A 21921-nucleotide genomic window follows, 5' to 3' on the forward strand; every position below is an offset into this window, starting at 1 on the left:
CGCGTCACGGTACCGGCGCCCCGTGGAGGGCGGGGCGTCGGCCCTGGTAGCGTCCGCGGTGTCGAAGACCCCGCGCGGGAGAGTCCCCGCGACCGGCCCCGGGCCGGCGACGGGGCGCCGAAGGGGCAAACTCCCCGGAACCTCTCAGGCGCCCGGACCGTGCGGGCGAGGCGACTCTGGAGCGACCGGCGACAGAGGGGGAGGCAGGTCCGTGTACCCGGGACGCCCGGGTGACGAGGAGAGCCTCCGGATGACCCAGCCCACCAGCAGCCCGCACCGCACGACGAGCCCCTACCCCGCCAGCGAGGGCCACCGCGTCGAGCGGTTCACCGACCGGCACGTCGGGCCGGACGGTGCCGAGGTCGCGCGCATGCTCGAGGTGGTGGGGTACCCCGACCTCGAGGCGCTCGTGGCCGCCGCCGTCCCGGCCGGCATCCGGATGGACGGTCCGCTGGACCTGCCGCCCGCGGCGTCCGAGGCCGCCGTCCTCGACGAGCTGCGCGCCCTGGCGGCCGCGAACACCGTCCGGCGGCCGATGATCGGCCTGGGCTACTACGGCACCCACACCCCCGGGGTGATCCGCCGCAACGTGCTGGAGAACCCCGCCTGGTACACCGCCTACACGCCCTACCAGCCGGAGATCTCCCAGGGCCGGCTGGAGGCGCTGCTGAACTTCCAGACGATGGTCGCCGACCTCACCGGGCTCGACGTCGCCAACGCCTCCGTGCTCGACGAGGCCACCGCGGCGGCGGAGGCGATGACGCTCATGCGCCGCGCCTCGCGGGCCTCGCAGCAGGCCGCGCTCGTCGTCGACACCGAGGTGCTGCCGCAGACCCTGTCGGTGCTGCGGACCCGGGCCGGGGCCCTGGGCCTGCCGGTCGTCGTCGCCGACCTGCGCGACGGGATCCCGGACGGCGACGTGTTCGGGGTGCTGCTGCAGTACCCCGGCGCCAGCGGCGTCGTGCGTGACGACGCCGGCCTCGTCGCCGCCGCCCACGAGCGGGGAGCCCTCGTCACGGTCGCCGCCGACCTGCTGGCCATGACGCTGCTGCGCCCGCCCGGTGAGATCGGCGCGGACGTCGCCGTCGGCACCACCCAGCGGTTCGGCGTCCCGCTCGGGTACGGGGGACCGCACGCCGGGTACATGGCCGTCCGCCAGGGCCTGGAACGGTCCCTGCCGGGGCGACTGGTGGGCGTGTCCCGGGACGCCGACGGTGCCACCGCCTACCGGCTGGCCCTGCAGACCCGCGAGCAGCACATCCGCCGGGAGCGGGCGACCTCGAACATCTGCACCGCCCAGGTGCTGCTCGCCGTCATGGCCGCGATGTACGCCGTCTACCACGGGCCGGACGGTCTGCGGCGGATCGCCGAGCGGGTGCACGCCCACGCGACCTCCGTGGCCGCGGGGCTGCGCAGCGCCGGGCTGGACGTCGTCCACGAGACGTTCTTCGACACCGTGCTCGTCCGGGTGCCAGGGCGGGCCCGCGACCTCGTCGAGCAGGCCTACCAGGCCGGCTACCTGCTGCGGCTCGTCGACGAGGACCACGTCGGTGTCGCCTGCGACGAGACGACGACCGCGGACGACGTCGCCGCCGTCGTCGCCGTGCTCACCGGCCGCACCGAGGGCGCGTGGTTCGGGTGGGACGGGGCGGTCCCGGACGGGCTGCGCCGCACGTCGACCTACCTCACTCACCCGGTGTTCTCGGCGTACCGCTCCGAGACCGCGATGCTGCGCTACCTGCGCCGGCTCGCCGACGCCGACTACGCCCTGGACCGAGGGATGATCCCGCTGGGGTCGTGCACGATGAAGCTCAACGCCACCACGGAGATGGAGGCGATCACCTGGCCGGGCTTCGCCGACCTGCACCCGTTCGCCCCCGACGCCGACGCCGCCGGCACCCGGGCGCTCGTCGCCGACCTCGAGCGGATGCTGCTGGCGATCACCGGCTACGACGCGGTGTCGCTGCAGCCGAACGCGGGATCGCAGGGGGAGCTGTCCGGGCTGCTGGCCATCCGGGCCTACCACCGGGCGAACGGTGAGGAGGGCCGCGACGTCTGCCTGATCCCGGCGTCCGCTCACGGCACGAACGCGGCGAGCGCCGTGATGGCCGGGCTGCGGGTGGTCGCCGTGGCCACGGACGACGCCGGCAACGTCGACATGGCCGACCTGAATGCCAAGGTGGACCAGCACCGGGACCGGCTCGCCGCGATCATGGTGACGTACCCGTCGACGCACGGGGTGTTCGAGGAGTCGATCACCGACGTCTGCGCCCTCGTGCACGACGTCGGCGGCCAGGTGTACGTCGACGGGGCGAACCTCAACGCCCTGGTCGGCGTGGCGCAGCCGGGCCGCTTCGGGGCCGACGTCTCGCACCTCAACCTGCACAAGACGTTCACCATCCCGCACGGCGGCGGGGGACCCGGTGTCGGGCCGGTCGCCGTCCGCGCCCACCTCGCCCCCTACCTGCCCTCGGCGGACGTCCTCGACCCGGGTGAGGCCCCGGTCGGGCCGGTGGCCGCGTCCCCGTTCGGGTCGGCCGGCATCCTGCCGATCTCGTGGGCGTACATCCGGCTGATGGGGCCGGACGGTCTGCTCCGGGCCACCCAGGTGGCGGTGCTCGCCGCGAACTACGTCGCCGCCCGGCTGCGCGAGCACTACCCGGTGCTCTACACCGGGCGCGGCGGGCTCGTCGCGCACGAGTGCATCCTGGACCTGCGGGACATCACCAAGCGGACCGGTGTGACCGTCGACGACGTCGCCAAGCGGCTCATCGACTACGGGTTCCACGCGCCGACGATGTCCTTCCCGGTCGCGGGCACGCTGATGGTCGAGCCGACCGAGAGCGAGGACCTCGCCGAGCTGGACCGGTTCTGCGACGCCATGATCGATATCCGGCGGGAGATCGACCGGGTCGCGGCGGGGGAGTGGCCGGCCGACGACAACCCGCTGCGCAACGCCCCGCACACGGCGGCGAGCCTGGTCGGCGCCTGGGAGCACCCCTACGACCGGCGGACCGCCGTGTATCCCGGTGGCGTCGACCCGCGGGCGAAGTACTGGCCGCCGGTGCGCCGGATCGACGGCGCGTACGGCGACCGCCACCTCGTCTGCGCCTGCCCCCCGCTCGAGGCCCTCACCGACTGACCCGGTCTCTGACTGACCCGATCTCTGGAGGCCTTCCGGGGTCTCGAAGGTGGCTGAGACCCCGGAAGGCCTCCAGAGATCGTCAGGTGCGGCCGTCCCGCTCCTGGGCCTCGTGGAGCGTCGCCTGCCGCGGCTGCCAGTCGGCGAGGAGCACCTGCGCCACCAGTGGCGGTCGAGCCGACCGGACGGCGTCGACTACGTCTGGGTCGTCGTCGACGAGGACGTCCAGCCGGTAGCGGTCGGCCAGGCGGCGAAGTGCCTCGACCTTGACCAGCCGGGCGGGCCGGCGGTCGCCTTCGGGGCGCAGCAGGAGCTCGCCGTCCGGCGCGTCCACCGAGCGCAGCCAGTCCACCGTGTCACGGCGCAGGTGCTCGGGGCGGCCGGACAGGTAGATCACGGTGCTGCCGCGGGCGAGCGCCTCGCGGGCCACGGCGAGTCCCTCGGGGTGCGCCGGGTCGTCGACGGCGGCGGCGAAGAAGCCGTCCCAGTCCTTGCGTCGTCCGGTCAGGTGGTGCATCCGGTGGCGGGTGTCGGCGAGCACGCCGTCCAGGTCCAGCACCACCGCCCCCCTCTCCTGGTGATCATGCAATCCCGCCACCCCTCTCGCCGTGATCATGCACTCCCGCCACCCTCCGCGGCCGGCCACGGCCACAGAGTGCTGGGTTGCTGGCGCAACACGCCGGCAGATGGGTGACGAACCCAGCATTCTGTGCCGCCCGGTTCTGTGCCGCCCGGTTCTGTGCTGGCACGGCCGACACCCCCAAACTGGCGGCCGCACCGCCTCGGCGTGGACGTCGTCACGCGAGGGGCCCGCCGAGGTGGCAGTCCGAGGTGTGGAGACTGCGCCCGACCGGCAGGCTAGGGGACGCCGGACAACTCGGTCCGGGAGAGCGCCGGGGCACTGGAGGTCGAGCGTGGGCGACGAGGTCAGCGGCCAGGAGTTCTCCCGCGAGCAGCGACAGCGCTACCGGGAGAAGGTCCAGCTCTGCCTGGACGTCTTCGAGCAGATGCTCGCCCGGTCCACGTTCGACGTCGAGCGGCCGATGACGGGCATGGAGATCGAGCTCAACCTCGTCGACGCCGACTACCAGCCCGCCTTCACCAACGTCGAGGTGCTCGAGCGGATCGCCGACGAGCGGTACCAGACCGAGATCGGCGCGTACAACATCGAGCTCAACGTCGCTCCCCGGCCGCTGCCGGGACGGGCCGCGCTGGACCTCGAGGACCACCTGCGGGAGTCCCTCAACGCCGCCGAGGCCAAGGCCGAGCAGGCCGGCTCCCACATCGTCATGACCGGCATCCTGCCGACGGTGATGCCGGAGCACTTCGAGGGCGAGTGGATGACGACGTCCCCCCGGTACGCCGCCCTGGACGCCGCCATCTCCACCGCCCGCGGGGAGGACCTGCTCATCGACATCGCCGGTGAGGGTCCCGGTGCCGAGCGGCTGACCCTCTACTCGAAGTCCATCGCCCCGGAGTCGGCGTGCACCAGCGTGCAGCTGCACGTGCAGGTGTCCCCGGCCGACTTCGCCGCGAGCTGGAACGCGGCGCAGGTGCTGCTCGCGCCGCAGATCGCGCTCGGTGCGAACTCGCCGTACTTCTTCGGTCGCCGGCTGTGGGACGAGACCCGGATCGAGGTCTTCACCCAGGCGACCGACACCCGCCCGGATGAGCTGCGCAACCAGGGGGTGCGCCCACGGGTGTGGTTCGGGGAGCGGTGGATCACCTCGATCTTCGACCTGTTCGAGGAGAACGTGCGGTACTTCCCGTCCCTGCTGCCGGAGGTCACCGACGAGGACCCGATGGCCGTGCTGGAGGCCGGCGGTGCGCCCCGGCTGCAGGAGCTCAGGCTGCACAACGGCACGGTGTACCGGTGGAACCGACCGGTCTACGACCTCGTCGACGGCCGGCCGCACCTGCGGGTGGAGAACCGGGCGCTGCCCGCCGGCCCCACCGTCGTCGACGTGCTGGCCAACGCGGCGTTCTACTACGGGGCGCTACGAGTACTGGCCGAGGAGGACCGTCCGGTCTGGACGAAGATGACCTTCGGAACGGCGGAGGAGAACTTTCTCAACTGCGCGCGCCAGGGCATGGACGCCTCGGTCTACTGGCCCGGCCTCGGTGAGGTGACCCCGGACGAGCTCGTCCTGCGCCGGCTGCTGCCGATGGCCCACGAGGGGCTGGAACGGTGGGGTGTCGCTCCGGAGGTGCGCGACCGTTACCTGGGTGTCATCGAGGCCCGCGCGAAGACCGGACGCAACGGCGCTGTCTGGCAGACCGAGACGGTGCAGGCGCTGGAGGACCGCGGGGCCGACCGCGCCGAGGCGCTCACCGGCATGCTGCGGCTGTACTGCGAGCACATGCACAGCAACGAACCTGTGCACACCTGGCCGGTTCCGTAGCACTCGGGTCGAGTCAGGACAAAGTGCGGAGCCACGGACGGCCCCATATCGTCGCGCCTCATGGAGCCGACACTGGCCCTTCTCGCCGAGACCGTCACGGATCCGGCGGGTCTGCTGCCGGCGCGTCAGCAGATGGCGCTGTCGCTGGGGTGGCACATCATCCTGGCCTGCTTCGGAGTGGCTTTCCCAGCGATCATCTTCGTCGCCCACTGGCGTGGCGTGTACCGGGACAGCGCTACCGGGCTGCGGCTCGCGCAGCGCTGGGCCAAGGTGTCGGCCGTCCTGTTCGCCATCGGGGCGGTCTCCGGGACGGTGCTGAGCTTCGAGATGGGGCTGCTGTGGCCGGGGCTGATGGGCCGGTTCGGCGACGTCCTCGGTCTGGCCTTCGCGCTCGAGGGTCTCTCGTTCTTCGTCGAGGCGATCTTCATCGGCATCTACCTGTACGGCTGGGGGCGCATGCCGGCTCGGCTGCACCTGCTCATGCTGGTCCCCATGACGGTCGCCGGCGTGGTGGGCACGTTCTGCGTGATCTCGGTCAACGCGTGGATGAACGCCCCGGCAGGGTTTCGCATCGTCGACGGCGAGGTCACGGACGTCGACCCCTGGGCGGCGATGTTCAACGACATCGCCGTGCCGCAGTTCTTCCACATGTGGCTGGCCGCGTACATGGTCGTCGGCTTCGCCGTCGCCGGCGTGTACGCCGTCGGGATGCTCCGGGGCCGCCGCGACGAGCACCACCGGGTCGGTTTCATCATCCCGTTCGCCTTCGCCAGCGTCGCCGCGGTCATCCAGCCCTTCGCCGGCCACGTGCTCGGCACTGACCTCGTCGACCGCCAGCCGGCGAAGCTGGCCGCCTTCGAGCTCGCAACCACGACCGAGAGCCCATCGCCGCTACGGATCGGCGGTGTGCTCGTGGACGGCGAGGTCAAGGGGGCCGTGGACATCCCGGTCCTCGGCTCGGTCATCGCCAGAGGGTCGTTGACCGAGCCGGTGCCAGGGCTGGACACGATCCCCCCGGAGAACTGGCCACCGGTCAACATCGTGCACTGGTCGTTCCAGACGATGGTCGGCATCGGCACGCTCCTCGCCCTCGCCGTGGTGCTGTTCTGGTTCCTGCGCTGGAGGCGCCGGGACCTCCTGGAGCGCACGTGGTTCCTGCGGTTCGTCGCCGTCACCGGTCCGCTGGCCGTCGTCGCGCTCGAGGCCGGCTGGGTCGCCACCGAGGTCGGACGGCAGCCGTGGACGGTGTACGGCATCCTGAGGACCACGGACGCGGCAGGTCCCAACTCCTACGGGGTCTGGTGGCTGCTCGGCACGACTGCGGTCGTGTACACGGCGATGACGATCGGAGCCGTCGTGGTCCTGCGGTCCATGGCCCGGCGCTGGCGCGAGGGCGAGGAGGACCTGCCGAGCCCGTACGCTCCGGCTCCTCGGGTCGGTCACCAGCCGGACGTCGAGGGGCCGCGGCCATGACGACGGTGGCGGTAGCGGTTGCGGCCGCGATGTTCCTCGGCGTGATCGCCTACGCCGTTCTCGGAGGCGCCGACTTCGGCTCGGGCTTCTACGACCTCACCGCAGGCAGCGCCGAGCGGGGCGCGGAGCTGCGCACCCAGGTCGACCACAGCATCGGACCCGTCTGGGAGGCCAACCACGTGTGGTTGATCTACGTGATCGTCATGTTGTGGACCGGGTTCCCCACGGCGTTCGCGGCTGCCATGACCACGCTGTTCGTGCCGCTCCTGCTCGCACTGCTGGGCATCGTGCTGAGAGGGGCGAGCTTCGCCTTCCGCAAGTACTCGGCCACCCTGGCCGAGGCGCGGCTGCACGGAGCCCTGTTCGCCTCCTCGTCCTTGGTCGCCCCGTTCTTCCTCGGCACCGTGGCAGGTTCGATCGCCTCCGGCCGGGTGCCCGCCGACGGCGGGGGCGATGCGTGGTCGTCCTGGCTGAACCCCACCTCGTTGCTGATCGGCGTCCTCACCGTGGCGTCCTGCGCCTTCCTCGCCGGCACCTTCCTGACCGCCGACGCGGCCCGCGCCGGTCGAGAGGACCTTGCCGAGAGACTGCGCCTGCGCACCCTCGTCGTCGGCGGTGTGACGGGCGTGCTGGCCGTGGGGGTCCTGCTCCCGATCGCGGACGACGCACCGACGCTCGCCGAGGGCCTCGTCACCCGCGGGGCTCCCCTGATCGTGGCCTCTGTCGTCGCCGGGACCGCGGGCCTGGTGCTCCTTCTTCGTCGACGGTACGCCGCCGCGCGTGCCGGCGCCGTCGGCGCGGTGGTGGCGGTCATCCTCGGGTGGGGGGTCGCGCAGTACCCGTGGCTGCTCGTCGACGAGCTGACCATCGAGCAGGCGGCCGGGGCCCCGGCGACCATGCGTGCGCTCCTGCTCGTGGCCGTCCTGGCCGGCGTCATCGTCCTGCCCCCGTTGGTGTACCTGCTGCGGCTGACCCAGAGCGAGGCGTGGACGCAGCACTAGGCGCACCCCGCCCGCGGAGCCGGCACTGAGCCTCGCCCGCAGCAGGGTGTCAGTCGGCCAGCCTGGCCGGGAACCCGCCGGTGGCGACCGGGCCCCAGCGCTGCGGCGTGACCCGGATCAGCGACTTGCCCTGCCGGCGCATCGCCTCCCGGTACTCCTCCCAGTCGGGGTGCTCACCGGAGATGGAGCGGAAGTACTCGACGAGCGGTTCAAGCGCGGCGGGCATGTCGAGGACCTCGGCGGTGCCGTCGACCTGCACCCACGGACCGTCCCAGTCCTCGGACAGCACGACGAGGGAGACTCGGGGGTCGCGTCGGGCGTTCGCCGTCTTGGCCCGCTCCGGGTAGGTCGACACGACGAACCGGCCCTCGGAGTCAACCCCGCAGGTCACCGGGGACGCCTGGGGGGATCCGTCGCGGCGACGGGTCAGCAGCACCGCGTGGTGCCGGGTGCGAGCGAACTCCAGCAGACCCTCGCGGTCGACCGTGGTGCTGGTTGCGATCGTGCGTGCCATGTTCCTGGTCTACCAGGTACCTCGGTAGCCTCCGCGGACCGGAGCCGGTCCCGAGGAGGCGCAGTGTTCACCAAGGTCCTGGTCGCCAACCGCGGCGAGATCGCCGTCCGCGCCTTTCGCGCGGCCTACGAGCTGGGCGCCCGTACGGTCGCGGTGTACCCCTACGAGGACCGCAACGCGGTCCACCGGATCAAGGCCGACGAGTCCTACCTCATCGGCGAGCGCGGCCACCCGGTGCGCGCCTACCTGGACGTCGCGGAGATCGTCCGGGTGGCGCAGGAGTCCAGGGCGGACGCGGTGTACCCCGGCTACGGGTTCCTGTCGGAGAACCCCCGGCTCGCCGAGGCGTGCGAGGACGCCGGGATCACGTTCGTCGGTCCGCCGCCGCAGGTCCTGGAGCTGGCCGGCAACAAGGTCCGAGCGATCGCGGCGGCCCGCGAGGCGGGGATCCCGGTGCTGCGGTCCAGCCAGCCGTCCGCGGACGTCGACGAGCTGCTCGCCGCGGCCTCGGACGTCGGGTTCCCGGTCTTCGTCAAGGCGGTCGCCGGGGGTGGGGGCCGGGGGATGCGCCGGGTGGACGACGAGCGCGCGCTGCCGGAGGCGTTGGCGACGGCGATGCGCGAGGCGGAGGGTGCCTTCGGTGACCCGACCGTCTTTCTCGAGCAGGCGGTCGGGCGACCCCGCCACATCGAGGTGCAGGTGCTCGCCGACGCCTCCGGTGAGACGGTTCACCTCTTCGAGCGGGACTGCTCGTTGCAGCGCCGGCACCAGAAGGTCGTCGAGATCGCGCCCGCGCCGTACCTGGACCCCGCTCTGCGCGACGCGCTGTGCCGGGACGCGGTCGCCTTCGCGCGCCGGCTCGGCTACGTCAACGCCGGCACCGTGGAGTTCCTCGTCGAGACCGAGGGGCCGCGCGCCGGCCAGCACGTGTTCATCGAGATGAACCCGCGCATCCAGGTCGAGCACACGGTCACCGAGGAGGTCACCGACGTCGACCTCGTCCAGTCCCAGCTGCGGATCGCGTCCGGGGAGAGCCTCGCCGACCTCGGCATCGCCCAGGAGAGCCTGCGGGTCAACGGCGCCGCCCTGCAGTGCCGGATCACCACCGAGGACCCCGCGAACGGGTTCCGGCCGGACACCGGGAAGATCACCGCGTACCGATCGGCCGGCGGGGCCGGCGTCCGGCTGGACGGCGGGACCGCGGACACCGGCGCCGAGATCAGTGCCCACTTCGACTCGATGCTCGTCAAGCTCACCTGCCGGGGCCGGGACTTCCCGACGGCGGTCAGCCGGGCTCGGCGCGCGCTGGCCGAGTTCCGCATCCGCGGTGTGCAGACGAACATCCCGTTCCTGCAGGCGGTCGTCGAGGAGCCGGCGTTCCTGGCCGGGGACTTGTCGACGGCGTTCATCGACGAGCGGCTCGACCGGCTCACCTCCCGCACCCCGGCGGACCGGGGGACCAAGCTCTTGACCTGGCTGGCGGACGTCACGGTCAACCGGCCCCACGGCGACGCCCCCGCGTCCCTCGCGCCCACGACGAAGCTGCCGCCGTGCGACCTGGAGCGCGAACCGCCGGCGGGTACGCGCCAGCTGTTGCGCGACCTGGGGCCGGAGGGGTTCGCCCGGGCCCTGCGGGAGCAGACCGCGGTGGCCGTCACCGACACGACGTTCCGCGACGCCCACCAGTCGCTGCTGGCCACCCGGGTGCGCACCCGCGACCTGCTCGCGGTCGCGCCCTACGTCGCCCGGACGACGCCGGGCCTGTGGAGCGTGGAGTGCTGGGGCGGGGCGACCTACGACGTGGCGCTGCGCTTCCTCGGGGAGGACCCGTGGGAGCGGCTGGCCGCGCTGCGCGAGGCGATGCCGAACCTTGCCCTGCAGATGCTGCTGCGCGGCCGCAACACCGTCGGCTACACCCCGTACCCGACAGCGGTGACCGACGCGTTCGTCGCGGAGGCGGCCGAGGTCGGCATCGACGTGTTCCGGATCTTCGACGCCCTCAACGACGTCGACCAGATGCGGCCGGCCATCGACGCCGTCCGCGCCACCGGCACGGCGGTCGCCGAGGTCGCCGTGTGCTACACCGCAGACCTCACCGACCCCGGCGAGCGGCTCTACACCCTCGACTACTACCTGCGGCTGGCCGAGAAGATCGTCGAGGCGGGCGCGCACGTGCTCGCCGTCAAGGACATGGCCGGGCTGCTGCGGCCCCCGGCGGCCCGCACCCTCGTCGGCGCGCTGCGCGAGCGCTTCGACCTGCCGGTCCACCTGCACACCCACGACACCGCCGGCGGGCAGCTCGCGACCCTGCTCGCGGCCGTCGACGCCGGCGTGGACGCCGTGGACGTCGCCAGCGCGTCGATGGCGGGGACGACCAGCCAGCCGCCGGCGTCCGCGTTGGTCGCCGCGCTGGCGCACACCGAGCGGGACACCGGGTTCGACCTGCGCGCGGTCATGGACCTCGAGCCGTACTGGGAGGCGGTCCGCCGCGTCTACGCGCCGTTCGAGTCCGGGCTGCCGTCGCCGACCGGCCGGGTGTACGACCACGAGATCCCCGGCGGCCAGCTGTCCAACCTGCGCCAGCAGGCGATCGCGCTCGGCCTGGGGGAGAAGTTCGAGCAGATCGAGGAGATGTACGCCGCCGCCGACCGGATCCTCGGCCGGCTGGTCAAGGTCACCCCGTCGAGCAAGGTCGTCGGCGACCTCGCCCTGCACCTGGTCGCCGTCGGCGCCGACCCGGCGGAGTTCGCCGAGAACCCGCAGAAGTTCGACGTCCCCGACTCCGTCATCGGGTTCCTCTCCGGTGAGCTCGGCGACCCGCCCGGCGGCTGGCCGGAGCCCTTCCGCACGCGCGCGTTGCAGGGCCGGCCGGCTCCTCGCCGGGCCGCCGACCTGGACGCCGACGACGAGGCCGGCCTCCAGCGGCCGGGCCGCGAGCGCCAGCAGACCCTCAACCGGTTGCTGTTCCCCGGGCCGACGGAGTCGCTGCGGCAGGTCCGGTCCACCTACGGGGACGTGTCGGTGCTCGACACGCTGGACTACCTCTACGGGCTTGAGCCGGGCCGTGAGCACGTCATCACCCTTGAACGCGGCGTCAGCCTGCTCGCCGGGCTGGAGGCGGTGGGGGACGCCGACGAGCGCGGGATGCGCACGGTGATGTGCACGCTCAACGGCCAGCTGCGTCCGGTGCAGGTGCGGGACCGGTCGGTGCAGGTGGACGTCAAGTCCGCCGAGAAGGCCGACCCGAGCGCGCCGGGGCACGTGGCGGCACCGTTCTCCGGCGTCGTCACCCCGGTGGTCGCCCAGGGGGACGTCGTCGAGGCCGGGCAGACGGTCGCCACCATCGAGGCGATGAAGATGGAGGCGTCGATCACCGCCCACGTGGCGGGCACCGTGAGCCGGCTGGCGGTCGGCGGGGTGCAGCAGGTGGAGGGCGGGGACCTCGTTCTCGTCCTCGACCCCGCCTGACCCGAACGCCACGACGGCGACACGGTCCTCCAGGCGCGCCTGGTTTACCTGTTCTTGACTTGTCTGCGACCATGACGTGGTCCGCAGCGGGTCAGCGGCTCCCCGAGGAGGCACCATGCCGGAGTTCGTCGAGGCCATCACCACGGCGATCGCCGAGGCGCGCACGGCTCTGGAGCGGGCACGGGCCGAGGGCGAGGTCCAGGACGCCATCGTGCACGAGGGGCGGCTCGAGGAGCTCAACCGGCTGGCGGCCGCGCACGGCGTCCTGCCGGAACGCTGACCGTCGCCCCGGGCTGACCGTCGTCCCCGGACGGAAGGCCGGGGGAGAGGCGTGCGGGCCGGCTCCCTATCCTCGGCCCGTGACTCCCGCACTGACCACCGGGCTCGTCGTCGCGGCGCTGGTCGTCGCGCTCTGGGCCGTGGTGCAGACGGTGCTGGGACGTCGGGTCAGCGGGCCGCAGCTGCTCGTCACGGCGGTCGTCGAGGTCGTCCTCATGGTCGCCGCCGTCGTGGGCGTCGTCCGGCTCGGCCAGGCTGACGGCGTCGACTCGATCACCTTCATCGGCTACTGGCTCACCGCGGTCCTGCTGCTGCCGGTCGGCGCGTTCTGGGCGATCGGGGAGCGCAGCCGGTGGGGCAACGGCGTCCTGGCCCTGGCCGGCGCCGTCGTCGCGGTGCTCGTGCTGCGCCTCGAGCAGATCTGGAGCGCCGGTGGCTGAGTCGCCGAGCACGCGGCCGGGGGAGACCGGAGCCGGCTTCGGCCGGCTGCTGGTCGCCGTCTACGCGGTGTTCGCGGTCTCCGCCAGCGCCCGGGCCGGCGTCCAGATCGCCACCGACTTCGCGGCGGCGCCGGTCGCGTACCTCCTGTCCGGGTTCGCGGCGGCCGTCTACATCGTCGCCACCGTCGCGCTGGCCCGTGGCGGGACGACGTCCCGCCGGGTCGCGGTCGTGGCGGTGTCCGTCGAGATGGTCGGTGTGCTCGTCGTCGGTCTGATCAGCGTCCTGGTGCCGGCCGCGTTCCCGGAGGCGACGGTGTGGTCGCAGTTCGGCGCCGGGTACGGCTACGTCCCGCTCGTGCTGCCGGTCGTGGGGCTGTGGTGGCTGCGACGCACCGGACTGCGGCGCCCACGACACTGACCCGATGACGCGACAGCTGGGTGTGGAGGAGGAGCTGCTCCTCGTCGACCCTGCCACGGGCCGGCCCAAGGCCCTCGCCGGAGCGGTGCTGGGCCGCGCGGCGCAGCGGCTGGGCAGGGACGACGGGCCTGGGGGAGAGGTGGAGGCCGAGCTCCAGCAGGAGCAGGTGGAGTCCGCCACCCGGCCTCGGCGCCGCCTGGAGGACGTCGCCGCCGAGGTGCGCCGCTACCGCCGGGCGGCCGCCGACGCAGCTCACGAGGCGGGGGTCGAGCTGGCGGCGCTGGCGGTGACGCCGCTGCCGGCCGAGCCGACACTGACCCCGAGCCGGCGGTACCGCCGGATGGCCCGGGAGTTCGGGCTGACCGCTGCCGAGCAGCTCTCCTGCGGGTGCCACGTGCACGTGGAGGTCGCCGACGACGAGGAAGGCGTCGCCGTCCTGGACCGGCTCCGGTCGTGGCTGTCGGTGCTCATCGCCATCTCGGCGAACTCCCCGTTCTACCAGGGTGCCGACAGTGGTTACGAGAGCTTCCGCACCCAGGTGTGGGGCCGCTGGCCCTCGGCCGGTCCCTACGAGCCGTTTGGGTCCGCCGATGGCTACCACGGCACCATCGAGAGCCTGATCGCGAGCGGGACGCTGCTCGACCGGGGGATGACGTACTTCGACGCGCGGCTGTCGGCCGACTACCCGACGGTCGAGGTCCGGGTCAGCGACGTGTGTCTGCACCCGGACGACACCGTGCTGCTGGCCGCGTTGTCCCGCGGCCTCGTCGAGACCGCTGCTCGGCAGGCGGCGGCGGGGGAACCGGTCCCGGCAGTCCGGACGGAGATCCTGCGGGCGGCGAACTGGCGGGCGGCGCGCTCCGGGCTGCGCGACACGCTCGTCGACCCGAGGAACCTGCGGTCGGCGCCGGCAGGGCACGTCCTCACCGCGCTGGTCGACCATGTCAGCGATGCGCTCGACGACGACGGAGACCTGGGCACCGTGCGGTCGCTGCTGCAGGACCTGTGGGAGCGGGGCAACGGCGCTGCCCGACAGCGTGAGACGTACGAGCGGACCGGCAGGCTGCAGGACGTCGTCCGGATGGCCGTCCGGAACACCGTCGTCGGCTGAGGGCGGAGAAGGCCACGGCGCGCCAGCGATGTGCATACTGAGCACGACCAGGTTGCCTGCGTGACCTGGTCGTTGGCCGTCCGGCTCGCTAGTTCCGCCTATGCTCAGCGCCCGGTCCCGGCCCTCATCACATCCATTCGCCTCGGGTCGGACACGTGCTGGGATGTCTTCACCGGCCGTCATGTCGGCGACGAGGAGCCGATGACGTCGGCGGACCGCGTCCTGCTGCAGTCCGAGTCACGTCGTCCTCTCTGCGCGACGTGTGGGGGCGGGAACCGATATCCCGGGAGCGTGCGCCTCTCAGATCGGAGTGACATAATGTCCATTATCGGCTATCAAGTCGGGCGGGCCTCGATCATGGCCACGCCCAGCGACGCCCTCGCCGGACGCCGACAGGGACTGTCCGCGCGGTCGGCCGACCATGATCGGTAACGGCGTCTCTCAGGTGGGCGAGAGGGCGCGCAGCCCGAGGCCGCGCGCACCATCGATCATTCGGGCGTCGTAGGTGACGACGGCATCCACCGACAGCCGCACGGCCGCGGTCAGGTGAAGAGCATCCAGTGACCGCAGCTGCGCACCGGGCAGCAGACCGGCCTCTCGGAACAGGGAGCCGGGCACCTCCTACAGCGAGACCCCGTCGAGGACGTCGGACGCCAGCTCCTGATTGAGGGCGGGATGCCAGTGCATGGCGCGCCGCAGCTCCGTCTCCAGGAGCAGGCAGGCCACCAGCTCAGGGGTCTCCTCGTCGATGACGCCGGCGAGCGCGTCCGACTCGACCTCCTCGATGATGAGCTTCAACGCCGCGGATGTGTCCAGGTACCAGCGGCTCACCGGTCACCGCGCAGGTCGCCCAGCAGCGCCGTCGTGCTGATGGGCAGCTGCACGCGCCGCCGACCGGCAGCACTGGTCGAGGACGTGGCGGGCCGTACGCACTGCAGGTCCGACTCCGGGCTGATCGGCGACAGGCGTGCCACGGGCACACCTCGGCGGGTCCCGTGAACGACTCCCCCTGCTCGACGCTGCGCATCACCTCCGCGTTGTCATTGCGCAGTTCCCGTTGGCTGATCGTGCGCACGTAGCACATCGTGGCACCTCAGGCGAGACATTCCATCGCCGTCACTTCTCGCCCGCTACTACGTAGCCAGTAGGCGGATTCCGTAAGCCTGGAAACGAGTATCGGCCGTGACGACGGTCAGGCGCTCCATGATGGCTTGGGCGATGATCAGTCGGTCGAATGGGTCGCGGTGATGCACGGGAAGATGAGAAACGTGCAGCCCATGGGCCGGCGAAAGAGCGAGAACTCGAACGCCGGCATCGGAGACTTTCCCCTGCAAGTCGTCGGGGACGTCCAACTTCCCCACCGCAGCCTTGATCCCGATCTCCGCGAATGACACCGCGCTCAGCAACAGGTCGTCGGCCGCTTCGATCGCGTCCCGGGCCGGCGCCGACAGCTCACGTTCGCCCGAGAGCTGCCAGAGGACGACATGGGTGTCGAGGAGCAGCCTCACGGGTCGAGCATCTCCTCAAGCTCAGCGTCGGTGAACTCGAAGTCGTCGCCGACCCGGATCCGTCCTGCGAGCGAGCCTCGAGCGGCGAGGAACCGGGCGCCCGGCTTCGTCTGGTCCAGCGGGACCAGTCGGACCACTGGGACGCCGTCCTTCGCGATCTCGACGTCCTCTCCTGCGAGGGCCAGTGCAATGAGCCGGGACAACTCTGTCTTGGCTTGCCCGATGTTCACCGTCGTCATGTCACCACTCTAGGCACCGTGGCCAAGCTTGGCCTCGGTACACGTCGCGAGGTGACATGCACCGGGCACCGTCACCGTGGTGTGTCCGGCGGTGGACCCTCACCGTCGACGACGGTCAGGGGCCCCTCGTCCGCGGTGGGCGGCTCGAAGTGGTCGATGTAGCGGGCGGCCACCTCGGGCGGCAGGACGACGTCGTCCGGATGGGTGCCGCGGCGGGCACGAAGCCGCGCCAGGGCGGTCTCCCGGTCGGTGACGACGTGGACCGTCTCGGGGATCACCCCGGTGGGTGCCAGGAGACGTCGGTATTCGTTCCGCATGCCCGCGACCAGAAGGAGAAGTCGAGGACGACGTCCCGTCCCGCAGTGACGAGTTCAAGCAGCCGCTGTCGCAACTGTGTCTCGATCTCGTTGTGGACCTCCGTGGACGGTAATGGCTTCGGGTGGCCGCGTCTCCAGAGCTCACTGTCGATCGAGAGCCGGACCATGCCTTCGGCCTCCAGACGCCGTGCGTAGGTCGACTTTCCCGACCCTGCCGGGCCGCACATGAGCACCACCCGGCTCATGCCGCGCCCACGTAGGCCGCGAGGTGCTCGCCGGTCAGCGTCGAGCGGGCAGCCACCAGGTCGGCCGGCGTGCCCTCGAAGACGACGCGGCCGCCGTCGTGCCCGGCACCCGGGCCGAGGTCGATGATCCAGTCGGCGTGGGCCATCACGGCCTGGTGGTGCTCGATGACCACGACCGATCGCCCGGCGTCCACGAGCCGGTCCAGCAGGCCGAGGAGCTGCTCGACGTCCGCCAGGTGGAGCCCGGCGGTGGGCTCGTCCAGGACGTAGACCTCGCCCTTCTGTCCCATCTGGGTGGCCAGCTTGAGCCGCTGCCGCTCGCCGCCCGACAGGGTCGTCAGCGGCTGGCCGAGGGTCAGATAGCCCAGCCCGACGTCGGCGAGCCGGTGCAGGACGGCGTGGGCGGCCGGCGTCCGGGCCCGGCCCTCGGAGAAGAAGGCCTCGGCCTCGCTCACTGACATGGCGAGCACCTCGGCGATGTTCCGCCCCGCCAGCGTGTACTCCAGCACGGCGAGCTGGAAGCGCCGGCCCTCGCAGTCCTCGCAGACCGACTCGACCGTGGCCATCACGCCGAGGTCGGTGTAGACGACGCCGGCGCCGTTGCAGGTGGGGCAGGCACCCTCGGAGTTTGCGGAGAACAGTGCCGGCTTCACGCCGTTGGCCTTGGCGAAGGCCTTGCGGACCGGGTCGAGCAGGCCGGTGTACGTCGCCGGGTTGCTGCGCCGGGAGCCGCGGATCGCGCCCTGGTCGATGACGACGACGCCGTCGCGGCCGGCGATAGAGCCGTGCACGAGCGAGCTCTTGCCGGACCCGGCTACCCCGGTCACGACGCACAGGACGCCGAGCGGGACGTCCACGTCGATGTCCCGCAGGTTGTGCAGGGACGCCCCCCGGACCTCGAGGGCCCCGGACGGCGCCCGAGCGGCGTCCTTGAGCCTGGCCCGGTCGTCGAGGTGGCGACCGGTGGTGGTGCCGCTGCTCCGCAGGCCCGTGACGTTGCCCTCGAAGCACACCGTGCCACCGGCCGTGCCGGCGCCGGGCCCGAGGTCGACGACGTGGTCCGCGATGTCGATGGTCTCTGGTTTGTGCTCGATGACGAGCACGGTGTTCCCCTTGTCGCGCAACTGGAGCAGCAGCGTGTTCATCCGCTGGATGTCGTGCGGGTGCAGGCCGATCGTGGGCTCGTCGAACACGTACGTGACGTCGGTCAACGCGGACCCCAGGTGCCGGATCATCGTGGTGCGCTGCGCCTCTCCCCCGGACAGCGTGCCCGACGGGCGCTCCAGGGACAGGTACCCCAGGCCGATCTGCGTGAAGGCGTCCAGAAGGTGCTGCAAACCGGCGAGCAGCGGCGCGACGGTCGGCTCCTCGAGCTCGCGGACCCACACCGCCAGGTCGCTGATCTGCATCCGGCACAGGTCGGCGATGTTCTGGCCGCGGATCCTCGACGAGCGCGCCTGGGGCGCCAGCCGGGTGCCGTCGCACTCCGGGCAGGTCTGGAACGTGACCGCGCGCTCGACGAAGGCGCGGACGTGCGGCTGGAGCGTGTCGACGTCCTTGGACAGCATCGACTTCTGGATCCGCGGGATGAGGCCTTCGTAGGTGAGGTTGATGCCGTCGACATTGATCTTCGTCGGCTCGCGGTGGAGCAGGTCGTGCAGTTCGCGTCTGCTGTAGGCCGCGATCGGCTTGTTCATGTCGAAGAAGCCGCTGCCGGCAAAGATGCGCCCGTACCAGCCGTCCATCGTGTAGCCGGGGACCTTGAGTGCCCCCTCGGCCAGGGACTTGGTCTCGTCGTAGAGGGCCGCCAGGTCGACGTCCGAGACCGTCCCCATGCCCTCGCACCGCGGGCACATGCCGCCGAGCCGGCTGAAGGTCGCCTTCCTCGCTTTCGCAGTGCTGCCTCGTTCGACGGTGATGGCGCCACTGGCCCGGACCGTCGGCACGTTGAAGGAGAACGCACTGGGGCCGCCGATGTGCGGTTCACCGAGACGGCTGAAGAGGATGCGGAGCATGGCGTTGGCGTCGGTGACCGTCCCGACCGTGGAGCGCGGATTCGCGCCCAGCCGCTCCTGGTCGACGACGATGGCGGCCGTCAGGCCGTCGAGCAGGTCGACGTCCGGACGCGACAGCGCGGGCATGAAGCCCTGGACGAACGCGCTGTAGGTCTCGTTGATCATCCGTTGCGACTCGGCGGCGATCGTGTCGAGGACCAACGAGCTCTTCCCGGAGCCGGAGACGCCGGTGAACACCGTCAGGCGTCGCTTCGGGAGCTCGACGTCGACGTCCTTGAGGTTGTTCTCCCGGGCCCCGTGCACCCGGATCCGGTCATGCCGGTCCGCGGGGTGCAGGTCGGGGTGCCGGTCGACCGTCAGCGGGTCTCCGGTCAGTGGCGTGCTCATCCCGCCGAGGGTGCCACGGCCAAGCACCTCCTCGCCGTCCCCTCCCCCGTCCTCCTCCTTGGTGATCATGCAATCCCGCCACCCTCCACTCCGGAGTCAAGGGTGGCGGGATTGCATGAACGCCTCCTGGCCGCTGGCGGCCACCCCGAGGGATGACAACTGGTCTTCGTTGCCGTGTGAGCCCATGTCGGGTGGCGCGCCTCCACCACAGAATGCTGCGCTCAGCACAGCCTGGCCGGCGTGTCGCGCCACCAACCCAGCATTCTGCGAGTCGGCGGGTGGCGGGATTGCATGATCACGAATGAGGGTGCGGGTGGGGGTGGCGGGATTGCATGATCACGGGGAGGGGGTGGGTCAGGCGCGGGGGGCGGAGGTGATCTCGTCGAGGGCGGCGAGGTCCTCGGCGGTCGGCTGCCAGGAGCCGGCCCGCACGTTGGCGCGGACCTGCTCCGCCGACGTCGCCCCGGCGATCACGGACGCGACCGTGGGCTGGGCGGCCAGCCCACCGATCGCGACGTCGAGCATCGTGAGCCCGCGCTCCTGGGCGTACCGGTCGATCGCCTCGATCCGGTCGAAGTCTGCGGCCGCCAGGCGCTCGGGGCGGCTGACCAGCCGGGTGCCCGCGGGGGCGCCCTGTCCGCGCCGGTACTTGCCGGTGAGCAGCCCGGACGCCAGCGGGTAGAACGGCAGCAGCCCGCCCCCGGTGCGCTCCAGCGCCGGGACGAGCTCCCGCTCGGCGTCCCGCTTGAGCAGCGAGTACTCGTTCTGCGCCGAGACGAACCGGGTGAGGCCGGCGGTGCGGGCGGTCCAGTCGGCGTCGACGACCTGCCAGCCCGCGAAGTTCGACGACCCGATGTACCGCACCTTGCCCTCCAGGACGAGCTCGTGCAGCGCCGCCAGCGTCTCCTCCACCGGCGTCAGCGGGTCCGGGCGGTGCAGCTGGTAGAGGTCGATCCAGTCCGTGCCGAGCCGTCGCAGACTGGCCTCGACCGCCCGGCGCACGTACCGGCGCGAGCCCCGGGCCTGCGGGGCGGCACCGTAGGTGTCCCCCATGTCCATCCCGAACTTCGTCGCCACGACGACGTCGGCCCGCCGCCGGCCCAGCGCCCGGCCGAGCAGCTCCTCGCTGGCTCCCGGGGTGCCACCGTAGGTGTCGGCGGTGTCGAACAGCGTGATGCCGGCGTCGACCGCCGCGTCGACGACCTCCTGGGTTCGTTCAGCGTCGATGCGGCCCCCGAAGTTGTTGCACCCCAGGCCGACCGTGGAGACGGTGAGGCCGGAGTCGCCGAGCTGCCGGTACGTCATCGGAGGAGTCATCGGTGTGTCGGTCACGGCCGCCACGCTAGGGCCGTCCGGCGGGCTCACACGCCCCGGGGTCGTCCACAGCCGGACGAGCGCGCCGGCGGCGGCTCGGGTTATGGTCGCCCCGTCCTCAACGGCCGGTCTGGTCTCAGCTGACTGGTGGACATGGCTGACTGGTGGACACGGCTGACTGGTGGACATGGCGCAAACGACCTACGGGGAGAACACATCGGTGATGTCATCGAGGGCGCACGACGTCCAGGTGCGTCCCACGACGACGATCACGGACGGTGTCATGACCGAGCGGAGCAGACCGGGCCGGCGCCTCGTCGCGACCGTGGCGGCCGCCGTCTCGCTGGCTCTGCTGCTCCCTGCCCCCGCAGGCGCGGACGACGGAGGCGCGCCGGCCGAGGCCGCCACCGTGGCCGTGGACCCGCCCGGGAGCCTGTCCCCCGGTGACCTGCCCGTCGACGGTGAGGGTCCCAGTGCCGAGGACCTGGCGGCCGAGCGGGAGCACGCCGAGCTGCTGGAGGCCGAACGGGCCGCCCAGGAGCAGGCCCTGCAGGACGCCCGGGACCGCCTGGCCGAGCTCGCGGCCCAGGCCGGTGAGGCGATGGAGCGCTACCAGCGCGCCCTGGCCGACCAGGACGCGGCCAAGGCCGAGCAGCAGGTCCAGGAGCGTCGTCTCGCCGCTGCCCGCGAGGTGCTCGCCGGCAACCGCGACGATCTCGGCCGCTGGGCCTCCAAGGCCTACCGGGACGGCGGGGCGATGGCCGACTACGAGGGCCTGATGACCGTCTTCGGCGCCCGGACCACCGACGAGCTCGGCCAACGACTGTCGATGCTCCGTGTCGTCGGGCGCGTCCAGGGCACCGCCGTCGACACTGCCGAGCAGGCCGCGGCCGTCCAGCGGGACGCCGCCCGCCGCGCCGCCGCCGCGACCCTCGAGGCCGAGGAGGCCGCTGCCCGCGCGGCCGAGGCCAAGGAGGAGGCCGACGCCCTGCTCGCCGAGCAGCAGGAGCAGCTCGTCGTCCTCGACGAGATGCTCACGGTCCTGGAGAAGGACGTCGAGTCCGCCCAGGAGCGGGCCGAGCAGCTGGCCCTCGTGCGGGCCGCCGCCGAGCAGCACCGGCTCGCGGCCGATGCGGCGACCGGCCGCAAGGGTCCGAACGCGGTGACCGGTCCGGTGGGTGACTGCAAGGGGGGACCGACCCACCTGTACCCCAACGGGGCCGTGCCCCTCGACGCGCTGTGCCCGCTCCCGCAGGACGGCCACCGGCTGCGCGCTGACGCGGCGTACGCGTTCACCCAGCTCGACGAGGCCTACCGGGCGCGGTTCGGTGAACCGATCTGCGTCACCGACTCCTACCGTCCGCTCGACGCGCAGGTGGCCGTGTTCGGTACCAAACCCGACCTGGCCGCGGCGCCCGGCACGAGCAACCACGGGTGGGGCACGGCCGTGGACCTGTGCGGGGGGATCGAGGAGTTCGGCACCGAGCAGCACATCTGGATGCAGTGGAACGCGCCCCTGTTCGGCTGGTTCCACCCCGGGTGGGCCCAGCAGGACGGCAGCAGGCCCGAGCCCTGGCACTGGGAGTACGGCGGCTGACCGCCACCGGCACTGGCCGCACCGGCGGCACCGGCGGCACCGCCGACACGC

Annotated in this window: 21 protein-coding genes and 1 riboswitch; of the genes, 10 read left to right on the forward strand and 11 right to left on the reverse strand. The window is 72.2% G+C overall.

The window, feature by feature from the left end; all coding sequences use genetic code 11:
• Positions 1-65: 65 nt before the first annotated feature.
• Positions 66-170, forward strand: a riboswitch (glycine riboswitch).
• Between the two features lie 80 nt (positions 171-250).
• Entirely contained in the window at positions 251-3142 is a 2892-nt protein-coding gene (gcvP, locus tag ACFP6A_RS10345) for an aminomethyl-transferring glycine dehydrogenase (protein WP_379603433.1), read from the forward strand.
• Positions 3143-3224: 82 nt separating this feature from the next.
• On the opposite strand, the gene ACFP6A_RS10350 is transcribed toward gcvP, so the two are convergent.
• Entirely contained in the window at positions 3225-3758 is a 534-nt protein-coding gene (locus ACFP6A_RS10350) for an HAD family acid phosphatase (RefSeq protein ID WP_379603434.1), read from the reverse strand.
• Between the two features lie 298 nt (positions 3759-4056).
• On the opposite strand from ACFP6A_RS10350, the gene ACFP6A_RS10355 reads away from it, so the two are divergent.
• The 3 genes from ACFP6A_RS10355 to ACFP6A_RS10365 are packed head-to-tail and all read left to right on the forward strand — an operon-like array spanning position 4057 to position 8018.
• A complete protein-coding gene (locus ACFP6A_RS10355; RefSeq protein ID WP_379603435.1) occupies positions 4057-5544 on the forward strand; it encodes a glutamate-cysteine ligase family protein in 1488 nt (495 codons plus the stop codon).
• A 60-nt stretch (positions 5545-5604) separates the two neighbouring features.
• Complete coding sequence (locus ACFP6A_RS10360) at positions 5605-7017, forward strand: cytochrome ubiquinol oxidase subunit I (protein WP_379603436.1); 1413 nt, start codon at positions 5605-5607, stop codon at positions 7015-7017.
• Positions 7014-8018: a cytochrome d ubiquinol oxidase subunit II gene (locus tag ACFP6A_RS10365; RefSeq protein WP_379603437.1), complete on the forward strand. Its 1005-nt coding sequence runs from the start codon at positions 7014-7016 to the stop codon at positions 8016-8018. Before ACFP6A_RS10360 ends, ACFP6A_RS10365 begins: the two co-directional genes overlap by 4 nt.
• Before the next feature lie 49 nt (positions 8019-8067).
• Here the strand turns inward: ACFP6A_RS10365 and ACFP6A_RS10370 are convergent, their stop codons facing one another.
• Positions 8068-8532 carry a PPOX class F420-dependent oxidoreductase gene (locus ACFP6A_RS10370; RefSeq protein WP_379603438.1) on the reverse strand — a complete coding sequence of 155 codons (465 nt, stop codon included), beginning with the start codon at positions 8530-8532 and terminating at the stop codon, positions 8068-8070.
• A 63-nt stretch (positions 8533-8595) separates the two neighbouring features.
• On the opposite strand from ACFP6A_RS10370, the gene ACFP6A_RS10375 reads away from it, so the two are divergent.
• The 5 genes from ACFP6A_RS10375 (at position 8596) to ACFP6A_RS10395 (ending at position 14248) form a co-directional block, all read left to right on the forward strand.
• Positions 8596-12000, forward strand: coding sequence for a pyruvate carboxylase (locus ACFP6A_RS10375; protein ID WP_379603439.1), 3405 nt, complete (start codon positions 8596-8598; stop codon positions 11998-12000).
• Between the two features lie 115 nt (positions 12001-12115).
• The gene (locus ACFP6A_RS10380; protein ID WP_379603440.1) at positions 12116-12280 is read left to right on the forward strand and encodes a hypothetical protein; all 165 of its coding nucleotides are present in this window, start codon (positions 12116-12118) and stop codon (positions 12278-12280) included.
• 79 nt (positions 12281-12359) lie between these two features.
• Positions 12360-12719, forward strand: coding sequence for a hypothetical protein (locus tag ACFP6A_RS10385; protein ID WP_379603441.1), 360 nt, complete (start codon positions 12360-12362; stop codon positions 12717-12719).
• A complete protein-coding gene (locus ACFP6A_RS10390) occupies positions 12712-13137 on the forward strand; it encodes a hypothetical protein (RefSeq protein WP_379603442.1) in 426 nt (141 codons plus the stop codon). Before ACFP6A_RS10385 ends, ACFP6A_RS10390 begins: the two co-directional genes overlap by 8 nt.
• Positions 13138-13141: 4 nt before the next feature.
• Positions 13142-14248: a glutamate--cysteine ligase gene (locus ACFP6A_RS10395; protein ID WP_379603443.1), complete on the forward strand. Its 1107-nt coding sequence runs from the start codon at positions 13142-13144 to the stop codon at positions 14246-14248.
• Between the two features lie 441 nt (positions 14249-14689).
• Here ACFP6A_RS10395 and ACFP6A_RS10400 read toward each other — a convergent pair whose 3' ends face one another.
• The 9 genes from ACFP6A_RS10400 to ACFP6A_RS10440 form a co-directional block, all read right to left on the reverse strand.
• Positions 14690-14866, reverse strand: coding sequence for a hypothetical protein (locus tag ACFP6A_RS10400; RefSeq protein ID WP_379603444.1), 177 nt, complete (start codon positions 14864-14866; stop codon positions 14690-14692).
• Between the two features lie 3 nt (positions 14867-14869).
• A complete protein-coding gene (locus tag ACFP6A_RS10405) occupies positions 14870-15079 on the reverse strand; it encodes a hypothetical protein (RefSeq protein ID WP_379603445.1) in 210 nt (69 codons plus the stop codon).
• Positions 15076-15222: a hypothetical protein gene (locus ACFP6A_RS10410; RefSeq protein WP_379603446.1), complete on the reverse strand. Its 147-nt coding sequence runs from the start codon at positions 15220-15222 to the stop codon at positions 15076-15078. The genes ACFP6A_RS10405 and ACFP6A_RS10410 overlap by 4 nt, the downstream gene beginning before the upstream one ends.
• Positions 15223-15381: 159 nt before the next feature.
• The gene (locus ACFP6A_RS10415; protein ID WP_379603447.1) at positions 15382-15756 is read right to left on the reverse strand and encodes a type II toxin-antitoxin system VapC family toxin; all 375 of its coding nucleotides are present in this window, start codon (positions 15754-15756) and stop codon (positions 15382-15384) included.
• Positions 15753-15995, reverse strand: coding sequence for a type II toxin-antitoxin system Phd/YefM family antitoxin (locus ACFP6A_RS10420; protein ID WP_379603448.1), 243 nt, complete (start codon positions 15993-15995; stop codon positions 15753-15755). The genes ACFP6A_RS10415 and ACFP6A_RS10420 overlap by 4 nt, the downstream gene beginning before the upstream one ends.
• A gap of 71 nt (positions 15996-16066) precedes the next feature.
• On the reverse strand, positions 16067-16312 hold the full coding sequence (locus tag ACFP6A_RS10425) for a hypothetical protein (protein WP_379603505.1): 246 nt from the start codon (positions 16310-16312) through the stop codon (positions 16067-16069).
• On the reverse strand, positions 16270-16557 hold the full coding sequence (locus ACFP6A_RS10430) for an AAA family ATPase (protein WP_379603449.1): 288 nt from the start codon (positions 16555-16557) through the stop codon (positions 16270-16272). The genes ACFP6A_RS10425 and ACFP6A_RS10430 overlap by 43 nt, the downstream gene beginning before the upstream one ends.
• Positions 16554-18959: an ATP-binding cassette domain-containing protein gene (locus ACFP6A_RS10435; protein ID WP_379603500.1), complete on the reverse strand. Its 2406-nt coding sequence runs from the start codon at positions 18957-18959 to the stop codon at positions 16554-16556. The genes ACFP6A_RS10430 and ACFP6A_RS10435 overlap by 4 nt, the downstream gene beginning before the upstream one ends.
• Positions 18960-19313: 354 nt before the next feature.
• Positions 19314-20264, reverse strand: coding sequence for an aldo/keto reductase (locus ACFP6A_RS10440; protein ID WP_379603501.1), 951 nt, complete (start codon positions 20262-20264; stop codon positions 19314-19316).
• Between the two features lie 292 nt (positions 20265-20556).
• Here ACFP6A_RS10440 and ACFP6A_RS10445 point away from each other — a divergent pair, with 292 nt between their 5' ends.
• Entirely contained in the window at positions 20557-21870 is a 1314-nt protein-coding gene (locus ACFP6A_RS10445; RefSeq protein WP_379603450.1) for a D-alanyl-D-alanine carboxypeptidase family protein, read from the forward strand.
• Positions 21871-21921: the final 51 nt, after the last annotated feature.

Origin of the sequence: Quadrisphaera sp. GCM10027208 (genome assembly GCF_042658805.1) — a bacterium.
Taxonomy (GTDB): domain Bacteria; phylum Actinomycetota; class Actinomycetes; order Actinomycetales; family SCSIO-59966; genus SCSIO-59966.